Source organism: Exiguobacterium sp. SH31, from assembly GCF_001816105.1.
In the GTDB taxonomy this organism is placed as follows: domain Bacteria; phylum Bacillota; class Bacilli; order Exiguobacteriales; family Exiguobacteriaceae; genus Exiguobacterium; species Exiguobacterium aurantiacum_A.
Genome location: NZ_LYTG01000088.1, coordinates 1 through 12,039 on the forward strand (window position 1 = coordinate 1; position 12,039 = coordinate 12,039).

The following is a 12,039-nucleotide window of genomic DNA, read 5'->3' on the forward strand; positions in this document are numbered from 1 at the left end:
GTTTTTGACTTCACTGCCGGCAGCGGTTGCGGTCTTGCTTGGCACGTTTGTCGTCTATTTATTCTACTATATTTGGCAAGTCAGTCAGTTGATGTCGACACTTCGTGCAATCGGGCTCTTGTTGATTCAAGCGATGATGTGGGCGATTCTTTTAAGTGGGCTCGTCTGGGCGCTCCTCAGGCTGTTTAACTCGGTCGGGGATATCATCTTATGAACGGCCCTCACATAAAACTAGCCGCTTCAGAAGCTGTGATCAGCGAATGGATCAAGTCGTTTATGCCTGCTCATGATTTGTACTTTATCGATGAGCGGCTACTATCGCGGCTCGACCATTCTCCAGGCATGTTGCTCATACCAAGAGAAGAGTTCAGTCAGCATCCGACATATCGGGATATTAGCGTCGCCAACAGCTATACATACTGGACGGTCGATCCGGTCGCGACGCACGTCGTCCATGCGCCTAGGGGGTGGATAGCATCGTTACCGGACGCGTTGAGAAGCGATGTGCTCACATTTCAGGCCACGGTCGGCCGAGGTCTTGTCTTTCGGTTAACGAACGACGAATCCAGACGAGAGTGGATGCCTTATATCATCAACGTGGACGGGGCGAGATACCTCGTCTTGCAACAAAATGTATGGGCGCTGATGACGAACTTCGAGCGCCGTCAGCTAGTGCTGAACTACGCGAAAGAATGGGATGTATGGGACGCACATGATTTACCACTTGAAGCACCAAGTCATTTGAAGAGATACGCCAACATGTTCTCGACGGTGGCGGGGAGCAACTGCTTAGCGGCAACACTGTTTGCTGTGACGGGGGAAGACTGGTTGATCACGCAATGGGTCCATCCGAAGACGTTTCTACAGACACTGGCTCATGCGTCTTATACTCAAGTCGATGCGGCAGCTGAGGCAGGGGACGTTCTCACTTTTTGGGACGACGCCGGACGTTTGCAGCACGCGACGTATCGTATAGACGATGAGCTGTTCTTCAACAAGAACGGCCAGACGATGTTTAATCCGTGGAAAGTGATTGACGAAACCGAACTACGCGTAGCTTGGAGCGCATTTACCGTCAAAATATACAGACAGACGAAACAAGGCTAGAGGATGCGTCCTCTAGCCTTGTTGTTTTTTAACGGTGCGCTTCTGTCCAAATGATGGCCGGGTACGCCCGGTTGGCAAGCTCCGGGAACGGACGCGGCGTGTCGGCACCGAGCCAGATCGCCGTGATCGTTTGATCGGTCAAGCCGACATACCACATGTCCTTATGCGAGTTGGTCGTGCCGGTCTTGCCTCCGACGTAAGGGCGCTTGATCTGGCCGGCGTAACGTCCCGTTCCGTACGTTGTGACGGCAGATAACGCTTCTTGCATCGCCGAGGCCGTCTCGTCCGACCAGACGGCTTGTTTCATCATGCCCGGGCTGATTGTCGGGGCACCCGAAGCAAAGCGGATTTCTTTAATCGTCTGACCAGATACGTACACACCTTTATTGAGAAAAGGCGTATACGCGGCAGCGAGTTCCTTCGGAGATACTCCTTGTGTCAGACCGCCGAGCGCGCTCGCGAGATTGCTGTCTTTGTCGGGATCCCACTGACTGAACATCATGTCGGCCGTCTCGTACGCTCGCTCTTGGTCGATCGCCGTGAATGCGGCGAGTGCCGGGGTGTTATACGAGTAAGCGACCGTATCTTGGAGCGTGACGTCGCCCAGGACACGGTTGCCACTGTTCGTCGGGCAATACGTCCCGTAACAGACAGGTCGTCCGTCAAGCACCGTATCGAGCTTCGCTCCGGTCTCTTCGATGTAAGGCGCAAACACAAGGACAGGTTTTATAGCCGAGCCCGGCTGCCGGTACGCTTGGGTGGCCCGGTTGAATTCACCACTCTGCTTCATCTCAGAATCGACGAGGGCGACGATGCGCCCGTTCGGCGTCAATTCGGCATAGCCGCCGTTCAAGCCGTTCGGTAAGCGGCTCATCACTTGTTTCGCTTGGTTTTGACGTTCGACGGACAAATACGTTTCGACTGTCGCTTTATTGCTCGCCAAGTAGTTTTTGGCCGCCTCTTCATCGAGGTCATAACGTGTACGGACGAGGCGGACCGCGTCTTTCATGACCGTGTCCATATAGTCTGGATAGCGGACTTTGTGGCTGCGATAAGAGGCCTTGAGTTTGACGCCGTGAAACGCATCATATGCTTGCTTCGATAGGACACCCGCATCTCTCAATTGCGTTAGGATGCGATCTTTACGCTCGTAAAAGGCAGGAGATGGGTCAAGCGGATCGTAAAGGGACGGATTGTTCGGTACAGTCAGCAAGAAAGAAATCTGGTTCCAATTTAAATCGTCTAGTGGACGGGAAAAGTACGTATCGGCTGCCGACTGGATACCATAGATGTTATGACCGAAGAAAATAACATTACTGTAAGCGGTCATAATTTCTTTTTTACTATAATTTTTTTCAAGCGCTCGCGCGATCATTAATTCCTTTACTTTGCGCTCATACGTCCGTTCGTGCGTTAAATATTCATTCCGGGCCAGTTGTTGGGTAATCGTGCTCCCGCCTTGGACCGACGATTCGTTCGCGTTGTTGATGAACGCTCGGGCAATCCCTCCGAGGTCATAGCCGGGATGGGCGTTGAACTTCCGATCCTCAATGACGATGATTGCTTCACGGATGTGATTCGGAAGCCCATCGACGGAGACATCGTTGCGGCGACCGTTCAAATACAACTGTTCCGTCCCTCCTTTATAAGTCAGCATGACAGCATGTTTCGATGAGAGCGGAGCGGAGCGGACGGCCTCCTCGCCCCACGCGACAATCGTTTTCGCTTGGTCAATCTCTTCTTTTAAAGCTCCGCTGACTGTGAAGCCGACGGCAACCAATCCAGCAATAAACACAACCCCGAGCCATGCTCTCATCGTCTCACCTCTTTCTCTATTCATTATATCGTCAATCTTTCGATAAAATTCAAAATGTAAACGCTATCATATAATAATTTAAGCAGGAATACATTAGGAAACAGCGAAAAAGGGTAATAGAGGATTATATTATGAATTTAGGAGGCAGTACTATGAAGCAAGAAATGGTTGCGATGCTCCTCGCTGGCGGGGAAGGCAAGAGACTTGGGCCTCTCACACGGAAGACGGCGAAACCTGCCGTCAACTTTGGAGGGAAGTACCGGATTATCGATTTCCCACTATCGAACTGTACGAATTCGGGAATCACGACAGTCGGTGTGTTGACACAATATGAGCCGTTAGAATTAAACCGTTACCTCGGCATCGGGTCTGCCTGGGATTTGGATCGCCGCAATGGCGGATTAGCTATCCTGCCGCCATACCAAGCTCAGTCGGGGAAAAACTGGTACGAAGGTACTGCGAATGCGATTTATCGGAACTTAAGTTATATCGATGCCTACGATCCGGAGTACGTGTTGATCTTGTCGGGAGACCACATTTACAAAATGGATTACGAGAAAATGCTCGATTTCCATAAAGAAAAACAAGCCGATGTGACGATTTCAGTCATGGCCGTACCATGGGATGAAGCACCGCGTTTCGGCATCTTGAATACGGGCGATGATTTACGGATCCAAGAATTCGATGAGAAACCTGAGAAGCCGAAGAGCAACTTGGCGTCGATGGGGATCTATATCTTCAACTGGAAAGTGTTGCGGGAACACTTAATTCAAGACGCAGAAGACGAGACGTCAAGCTTTGACTTCGGGAAGAACATCATTCCAAACACGCTCCTCGACGGATTGAATGTCTTTGCCTATAAATTCAAAGGCTACTGGAAAGACGTCGGTACGATCCAGTCGCTATGGGAAGCGAACATGGACCTACTCGAAGAAGATCCACCGTTCGATTTATATGACCCAGACTTTAAAATTTACTCGGTCAACCCGAACCAAACGCCGCAATTCATCGGAAAAGATGCTTGTGTCGAGCAGTCGGTCATCAATGAAGGGTGCCGGATCGAAGGAGAAGTCCAACATTCGGTCTTGTTCTATGACGTGCGTGTCGGCGAAGGGTCGCTCGTGAAAGACTCCGTCATCATGCCAGGGGCCCGCATCGGGAAAGACGTTACAATTCATCGAGCCATTGTTGCCAGCTGTGCCGTCATTGAAGATGGCGCGACAGTTGGTGAGCCGGGGGGCGACATCGTTGTCATCGAGCCGCATGAAAATATCGAAAGTGGAACAGTCTTCAAGCAACGTGCTTGATTATAAAATAGACCGACGCAAGGAGGCGTTATTGTTGACGAATGATTTGTTAGGAATCATCAACTTAGGTACCGAAGAGGGGTTATTCCCGGAGTTAACGGGACATCGCAACTTAGCAGCTGTCCCGTTCTCGGGGCGTTATCGTCTCATCGACTTTACATTGACGAATATGATTACCCAAGGTATCGATCAAGTTGGAATTTTTACACTTGATAAGTATCGTTCTTTAATGGACCATGTGGGATCAGGAAAAGAGTGGGATCTTGACCGCTCACAAGGCGGATTGCATATCTTCCCGCCGGCGCTTAAACCGGATGGCGAAGCCTATCTCGGAGATTTAGCGAACTTCTCGATGCACAGGGAACACTTCGTGCGTAGCAAACAAGCCTACGTTGTCATCACCGGCTCGAACGTGTTGACGACAATCGATTATCAAAACATGCTCGAACATCATAAATCGATGGGGGCGGACATCACGCTCGCCTATACGGAGCATGAACAAAAATGCGGCTACTGTCGTCCGATTCGACTCGGGGAGAATGACCGTGTCGTCGGAATCGGGGAGCGCGGCTTTAGTCCGGACGATGAGCATGCATATACGGAAACAATCGTCATGTCGAAAAACTTATTCCTTCGCCTCGTCGATGAAGCGACGTCAAAAGGGGAGTATGACTTGTTAGATGGAGTTATTCTTCCCCAGCTCCACCGTCTCCACGTTCATGGATATCACTATACGGGTAAAATGCAGGTGATTCATTCGGTGCTTTCGTACTATAATGAAAGTATGCGCTTACTTCGCCAAGAAGGAATCATCTACGACTTCCCTCATATTTACACGAAGATCAAACATGAGCCGCCGACTCGCTACTTGAAAGGGTCGAAAGTGAATGAAGCGCTAGTCGCCAATGGATGTAAAATCAGTGGAGAAGTTCAAAATAGTATTTTGTTCCGAGGTGTGGTCATCAGTGAACATGCGCGCGTCAAAAATTCAATCATTTTATCCAAGTCGATCATCGAAGAAGGAGCTGTCGTCGAGAACGCCATTTTAGACAAAGAAGTGGTCGTGAAACGTGGACAGGTCATTCGTGGAACGGTCGATGAACCGATCGTCATCAGAAAACGGACAACGGTTTAAAGGAGGATATTATGAAAATATGGTATGTCGCTTCAGAAGCGGCACCGTTCATGAAAACGGGGGGGCTTGCCGATGTGATTGGCTCGCTCCCTCAAGCGGTGTCTAGCCTCGGTGAAGATGTCAGTGTCGTAATGCCGAAGTACGGCTCGATTGCGCAAGAATATGTCGATGAGATGGAATATTTATTCGATTTGATCGTCCCGGTCGGCTGGCGTAAGCAGTTCGGGGCCGTCTTGAAGTTAGAGCGCGACGGGATCACGTATTACTTTATCGATAACGAGTACTATTTTAATCGCGAAGGCGTGCTCTACGGTCATTACGATGATGCAGAACGATTCGCCTTTTTCTCCCGGGCCGTCCTTGAGATGATCGGACAGATTGAAGAAGTGCCGGACGTGTTGCACTGCCACGATTGGCAGACGGGTGTCGTTCCGGCGTTTCTACGAATCCATTATCAACACATCGAAGCGTACCAAAAGATTCGAACGGTCTTTACTATCCATAACCTGCAATACCAAGGGATTTTCCCAGAAGCTGTGCTCGGTGAACTGCTGCAGTTTGGGCACGAGCATTTCACGGCAGATGGCATCCAACATAACGGCCTCGTCAATTACATGAAGGCCGGCATCGTCCATTCCGACCAAATCACGACGGTGAGTCCGTCTTATCGCGATGAGATCATGGAACCTTACTACGGCGAAGGTTTAGATGCGGCACTACGCCACCGTGCCGTCGACGTCCGCGGCATCTTGAACGGTCTCGATTTGGCGACGAACGACCCGAGCACGGACAAACGAATCGCACAAACGTATGATCTCGACACTTTCAAAGAAGGAAAGCTTGCCAACAAACGCATGCTTCAAGAACGGTACGGTCTCGAAGTGCGTGATGATATCATGTTGATCGGATTTGTGAGTCGTCTCGTCGAGCAAAAAGGTCTCGATTTGATTCATGCGGTGAACCATGAGTTGGGGAATTTGGACTGTCAGTTCGTCTTCCTTGGATCGGGTCAACCTGAATATGAGGCGATTGTCCATGAGATGACGGCAGCCCACCCTGGGAAAATCGGTTCTTACATTGGGTTCGATATCGAACTGGCCCACTTGATTTATGCGGGATCAGACGCCTTCTTGATGCCATCTCGATTCGAACCGTGCGGCCTTAGCCAATTGATTTCGATGCGCTATGGAACACTTCCGATCGTTCGTGAGACAGGCGGACTTCGAGACACGGTCAAACCTTACAATGATTACACGCAAGAAGGGACTGGATTCGGTTTCTTGAACTACAACGCTCACGAGATGCTCGCGACGATTGAAAAATCAATTCGTGTTTTCTACGAGGATAACACTTGGAATGCGCTCGTCCATCAAGCGATGACTTCGGACTTCAGCTGGAAACAATCCGCTAAGCAATACCGTGAGTTATATCACCTATTCGCATGACTGGAAGGAGATTTACACATATATGTTTACAGATAAACAGAGCTTCGTCACTTCGTTTCAAGAAAGATTCGTCGCCTTAAATGGGAAATCGTTCGATGAAGGGACCGAGCAGGAAGTGTATCAAACGTTGGCAACGATGGTGCGTGAACAAGCGATTCCGAAATGGATCAACACACGCGACAAGCAAGAAGCCAAACAGAGCAAGCAAGTCATTTATTTCTCGCTCGAGTTTTTGTTAGGCCGTTTCCTCTATAACAACTTACTCAGTATGGACGTTTTAGAAGTTGTCCAAGAAGGGCTTGAAGAACTCGGTTTTGATTTCACGGAAATCACGGAGTTCGAGCCGGAACCTGGACTCGGTAACGGCGGCCTCGGCCGTCTAGCCGCTTGTTTCCTCGATTCACTTGCCGCGCTCAGTCTGCCCGGTCACGGTAACGGGATTCGTTATCGTTATGGTTTGTTCAAACAAAAAATCGTCGATGGCTATCAAGTCGAGTTGCCGGATAACTGGCTCCGTAATGGGAATATGTGGGAGACGCGTCGCGCCGATCGTGCCGTTGACGTTAATTTTGGGGGCTGGATCGAGATGAAGCAGATCGGAGACCGTCTCCGTGTCGTTCATCACCCAGACGAAGTCGTCCGCGCCGTTCCATACGATATGCCGGTCATCGGTTACAAGAACGACGTCGTGAACACGCTCCGGCTTTGGAACGCGGAGTCGCCATTTGATGACGAAGAGTATATGGAACGCACGAAAGGGTCGTACAAAGACTTGTTGAAACACAAACAGTCGATTGCGACAATTTCAGAGTTCCTCTATCCGGATGACACGACGTATGAAGGTAAAGTGCTCCGTTTGAAACAACAGTACTTCTTCGTGTCAGCGGGTGTCCAATCGATGATTGCGTCTTACTTGCGACACAACAAATCACTCAAACATTTAGGTGACTACTACGCAGTCCACATTAACGATACCCACCCGGTCGTCGCGATCCCTGAACTGATGCGGATTTTGATGGATGATCACGGGTATAGCTGGGATGAGGCGTGGCGCGTGACGAAGAGTGTCATGTCGTTCACAAACCATACACTTCTCGCCGAGGCGCTTGAAAAGTGGCCGGTCGAGATGTACGAGCGTCTATTACCACGAATCTATCAAATCATTAATGAGATTAATACCCGGTTCTGTAAAGACGTGCTCGTCAATTATCCACACCTTGAACCGCATATGGGTGAGATTGCAATCGTCTCGAACAATTACATTAATATGGCAAACCTTGCCGTCGTCGGATCACATTCGACGAACGGGGTCGCCCGTATTCATACAGATATTTTAAAACAACGCGAGATGCGCCACTTGTACGAAATGTTCCCGCTTCGTTTCAATAACAAGACGAACGGCATCACGCATCGACGTTGGCTCTTGAAATCAAACCCGCGGCTGTCGAACTTGATCACGGACGCAATCGGTCCGTCATGGATCGAGCACCCGAACGATCTTGAGAAGTTGATGGACGTCTCGAAAGATACGAGCTTCCAGGAGCAAGTGATGGAAGTGAAACAACAAAATAAACTCGACTTAGCGGCTTACATTCAAGATGAGACGGGGATCAGTGTCGACCCGAACTCGATTTTCGATGTTCAAGTCAAACGTCTGCATGCGTATAAGCGTCAGCTCATGAACGCGATGCATATTCACGCGCTCTATCAAAAGATTCAAACAGACCCGACGTTCACGATGGTTCCACGGACGTTCATCTTCGGAGCGAAAGCGGCGCCAGGTTATTATTACGCGAAAGAAGTCATTCGCTACATCAATGCCCTCGCGTCGATGATTAACAACGATAAACGGGCGAGTCAGTTCATCAAGATCGTGTTCCTTGAGAACTACCGCGTCTCGATGGCAGAACGGATCTTCCCGGGCTCGGATGTTAGTGAACAGATTTCGACGGCGAGCTACGAGGCGTCAGGAACCGGAAACATGAAGTTCATGATGAACGGAGCGCTCACAATCGGTACGCTTGACGGGGCGAACATCGAGATTCGCGATGCGGTCGGTGACGACCATATCTTCATTTTCGGATTGACGCCGCAAGAAGTCATGAACTATAAAAAATTCGGCGGGTATCATGCGGCCGATATTTATCATGCCAACACCGAAGTACGTAACGTCGTCGACGGTCTCGTCAATGGGACGTTCGATAAAGTCGGAGAATATCAGTTCCAAGCGATCTTTGATTCGCTTCTCGTCTATAACGATGATTTCCTCGTCTTGAAAGACTTTATGTCCTATATGCAGGCACAGCGACGCGTCGATGAAGTGTTCGCAGATAAGGCGCGTTGGGCGGAAAGTTCAATCGTCAATACGGCCAAGTCTGGTATTTTCTCGAGCGATCGCACAATCACGGAATATGCGAACGCGGTTTGGAACATCAAGCCGACGAGTGTGAAATAAAAAAATCCACCCGTTATGGGTGGACCTTATTTTCTGGATAACTGATCCAGTCAGAGTATGAGCCGGGATAGAGACGGACATCGTCTTTACCGAGCGCATGTAATGCCAAAATGTTCACGCAGGCGGTGACACCGCTGCCGCAATAAAAGATTGGGTTCGGGACATCGAGCACGTTGGCGTAAAGTTCGCGCAAATCGTGAAAGTCTTGAAGCGTCCCGAGCTCCGTGACGGCGTCTACGTATGGGCAAAGCAGGGCGTTCGGGATATGCCCGGCTTTTTTATCGATCGGTTCGTGGCTTCCGTCGTAACGGTCGGCCGTCCTTGAGTCATACAGGCCACCTGTTGTCGTTGCGGCGCGCACGTCTTCGATTGTGGCGATCATATCGTCGTTGAAATCAGGGACGTATGTCGAAGCAGGATACGTCGAAATCTCGGTCGTTGTCTCACCACAGTAAGTGATGCCGGCCTGGATTCCACCTTCGAGCACGATGACGCGCTCATGGCCGGCCCACTTGAATAACCACCAAGCGCGTGCGGCGTATGGGAAACCGTCGTCGTAAATAATGATCAAGTCGTCTTTTTGGATACCGATGCGTCGGAGCGTTTCCGTCCACGCTTCTTTTGACGGGAGCGGGTGACGTCCGCCGTGAACGGACACAGGGCCTGACAAGTCTTCCATCAAGTCGAGATGGACGGCATTCGGGAGATGTCCTTGACGATAAACGTATTTTCCGTATGAAGCGTCGTTCAATGAATAGCGGCAATCAATAAATCGGATTGAGTCCGTATGGACGATTTGTTTCAATTCTTGGGCACGCATAGTTGGAAACATAGTATCACCTCGAAGTTTCGTTACTCCCATCGTATACAAGATGGAACAAATTGGCGAGTACTTCGATTGAATTTGAACGTCGAAAGGGGAATTGACCATGGCATGGCAACAAACATATGAGCGTTGGAATCAATATGAGGAACTTGAACCTTATCTTCGGACCGAATTAGACGAGATGTCACAAAACGAGACGACACTCGAGGAGGCGTTTTATAAGACGCTTGAATTCGGGACGGGTGGTATGCGCGGTGAAATCGGACCAGGTGCCAATCGAATGAACGTCTATACGATTCGTAAAGCGGCGCAAGGATTTGCCGACTTTATTTCGGCGTCAGGCGAGGAAGCGAAACGGCACGGAGTCGTCATCGCCCATGATCCACGTCACTATTCACCTGAATTCGCGCTCGAGTCGGCACGGACGTTTGCATCGAACGGGATCAAGACTTACTTGTTCCCGAGCTTACGGGCAACGCCAGAACTGTCATTCGCCGTCAGACACCTAGGCGCGTTTGGAGGAGTCGTCATCACGGCGAGTCATAACCCGCCTGAATATAACGGCTTCAAAGTGTATGGCGCCGACGGCGGGCAATTACCGCCGGCCGAGGCGGACGAGCTCGTGTCTTACGTCAACGCGATCGAGGACGAGTTAAGCATCCCGGTCCAAGACGAAGCAACGCTCCGCGCCGACGGGACGCTCGTCAACGTCGATGCGTCTGTCGATGCGGCTTACATGGAAGCTCTTCAATCGATTCGAATCCATAAGGACGTCCAAGCAGACGCCCTCAAAATCGTCTTCTCGCCACTTCACGGGACGGGTCGCCGACCGGTCATGGAAGGGCTCAAGGCGTATGGGTTTGACCATGTCACGATCGTCGAAGAGCAAGCCGAACCTGACGGCGCTTTCCCGACGGTCAGTTCTCCGAACCCGGAAGAGCGGGCGGCGTTCAAGCTGGCGATGGAGTACGGTGACCGGGTTGATGCCGATTTGCTCATGGCGACCGACCCGGACGCTGACCGCGTCGGCTTCACCGTGCGTGACCGCGATGGGGAATGGTTCGTCTTGACCGGGAACCAGACCGGAGCGCTCTTGATGGACTACATCCTATCGCAAAAAGTCGAGACCGGCACGATGCCAGCGAACGGATTCGTCGCGAAAACAATCGTCACGTCCGAGCTCGGGGCGGCCATCGCTAAAGCGTATGGCGTGCATCTCGAAAACACGCTCACCGGCTTTAAATTCATCGGTGAGAAGATCAAACAGTACGAGGAGTCAGGCGAGTACGAGTTCTTGTTCGGCTACGAAGAGAGCTACGGCTATTTGATTGGTGACTTCTGCCGTGATAAAGACGCTGTCCAGGCGTGCGTGCTCGGCGCCGAGATGGCAGCTTTCCATAAGGAGCAGGGACGAACGTTGTATGACGCGCTCCAAGCGATTTATGAGAAGTATGGCTTTTATGAGGAATCGCTTCAATCGATGACGTTGAAAGGGAAAGCCGGGCTTGAACAGATCGGCCGGATGATGGAATCGTTCCGTGCCAACCCGCCGCAAGAAGTTGCCGGCTATGAAGTCGTCCGCTTCGAGGATTACAAGCTGCAAGTCGCGACCGACCTTCGTCAAAATACGACCGATGACATCGACTTGCCATCTTCGAACGTGCTCAAATTCGTCTTCGAGGACGGGTCGTGGTTCTGCCTCCGCCCGTCTGGCACAGAGCCGAAGATCAAGTTCTACTTCAGCGTTCACGCGGATAGTGCCGAGACGACGACGGCGAAACGTGAAGCGATTGAACGAGACGTTATGAAGCAAGCAAAAGCAATCGACTGACTAGTGTACCACCGCTCAACTGGGAGCGGTGGTTTTTGTTTGACTTCTTTTAACCTCGTCAGTATGATGAGTATATTGCTCAAAACCATGTAATCATATAAGGATTATCAGGAAGGC

9 protein-coding genes are annotated in these 12,039 nt (G+C 50.7%); 7 read left to right on the forward strand and 2 right to left on the reverse strand.

Annotation, left to right across the window (positions count from 1 at the left end):
• Positions 1 to 214: DUF5366 family protein (locus A6395_RS12040; protein WP_173647395.1), on the forward strand; the 214-nt coding region annotated here is incomplete at its 5' end.
• Positions 211 to 1,107, forward strand: a complete 897-nt coding sequence (locus A6395_RS12045; RefSeq protein ID WP_071399199.1) for a hypothetical protein — start codon at positions 211 to 213, stop codon at positions 1,105 to 1,107. The genes A6395_RS12040 and A6395_RS12045, both read left to right, overlap by 4 nt.
• 28 nt (positions 1,108 to 1,135) lie before the next feature.
• Here A6395_RS12045 and A6395_RS12050 read toward each other — a convergent pair whose 3' ends face one another.
• Positions 1,136 to 2,923, reverse strand: a complete 1,788-nt coding sequence (locus A6395_RS12050) for a transglycosylase domain-containing protein (protein WP_071399200.1) — start codon at positions 2,921 to 2,923, stop codon at positions 1,136 to 1,138.
• A gap of 152 nt (positions 2,924 to 3,075) precedes the next feature.
• Here A6395_RS12050 and A6395_RS12055 point away from each other — a divergent pair, with 152 nt between their 5' ends.
• The 4 genes from A6395_RS12055 to A6395_RS12070 are packed head-to-tail and all read left to right on the forward strand — an operon-like array spanning position 3,076 to position 9,265.
• Positions 3,076 to 4,230: a glucose-1-phosphate adenylyltransferase gene (locus tag A6395_RS12055; RefSeq protein WP_071399201.1), complete on the forward strand. Its 1,155-nt coding sequence runs from the start codon at positions 3,076 to 3,078 to the stop codon at positions 4,228 to 4,230.
• 34 nt (positions 4,231 to 4,264) lie between these two features.
• The gene (gene glgD / locus A6395_RS12060; RefSeq protein WP_131441613.1) at positions 4,265 to 5,365 is read left to right on the forward strand and encodes a glucose-1-phosphate adenylyltransferase subunit GlgD; all 1,101 of its coding nucleotides are present in this window, start codon (positions 4,265 to 4,267) and stop codon (positions 5,363 to 5,365) included.
• 11 nt (positions 5,366 to 5,376) lie between these two features.
• Entirely contained in the window at positions 5,377 to 6,810 is a 1,434-nt protein-coding gene (glgA, locus tag A6395_RS12065; RefSeq protein WP_071399202.1) for a glycogen synthase GlgA, read from the forward strand.
• A 22-nt stretch (positions 6,811 to 6,832) separates the two neighbouring features.
• Positions 6,833 to 9,265, forward strand: coding sequence for a glycogen/starch/alpha-glucan phosphorylase (locus A6395_RS12070; RefSeq protein ID WP_071399203.1), 2,433 nt, complete (start codon positions 6,833 to 6,835; stop codon positions 9,263 to 9,265).
• Between the two features lie 13 nt (positions 9,266 to 9,278).
• Here A6395_RS12070 and A6395_RS12075 read toward each other — a convergent pair whose 3' ends face one another.
• Complete coding sequence (locus A6395_RS12075) at positions 9,279 to 10,097, reverse strand: sulfurtransferase (RefSeq protein ID WP_233589630.1); 819 nt, start codon at positions 10,095 to 10,097, stop codon at positions 9,279 to 9,281.
• A gap of 97 nt (positions 10,098 to 10,194) precedes the next feature.
• Here A6395_RS12075 and A6395_RS12080 point away from each other — a divergent pair, with 97 nt between their 5' ends.
• Positions 10,195 to 11,922 (forward strand): phospho-sugar mutase, encoded by a 1,728-nt coding sequence (locus A6395_RS12080; protein ID WP_071399205.1) that lies wholly within the window; start codon positions 10,195 to 10,197, stop codon positions 11,920 to 11,922.
• The last annotated feature ends 117 nt before the right edge of the window (positions 11,923 to 12,039 follow it).

Coding starts and splice junctions, on each gene's coding strand:
- A6395_RS12045 (WP_071399199.1), top strand. CDS start 211: ATGAACGGCCCTCACATAAAACTAGCCGCTTCAGAAGCTGTGATCAGC.
- A6395_RS12050 (WP_071399200.1), bottom strand. CDS start 2,923: ATGAGAGCATGGCTCGGGGTTGTGTTTATTGCTGGATTGGTTGCCGTC.
- A6395_RS12055 (WP_071399201.1), top strand. CDS start 3,076: ATGAAGCAAGAAATGGTTGCGATGCTCCTCGCTGGCGGGGAAGGCAAG.
- glgA (WP_071399202.1), top strand. CDS start 5,377: ATGAAAATATGGTATGTCGCTTCAGAAGCGGCACCGTTCATGAAAACG.
- A6395_RS12070 (WP_071399203.1), top strand. CDS start 6,833: ATGTTTACAGATAAACAGAGCTTCGTCACTTCGTTTCAAGAAAGATTC.
- A6395_RS12075 (WP_233589630.1), bottom strand. CDS start 10,097: ATGTTTCCAACTATGCGTGCCCAAGAATTGAAACAAATCGTCCATACG.
- A6395_RS12080 (WP_071399205.1), top strand. CDS start 10,195: ATGGCATGGCAACAAACATATGAGCGTTGGAATCAATATGAGGAACTT.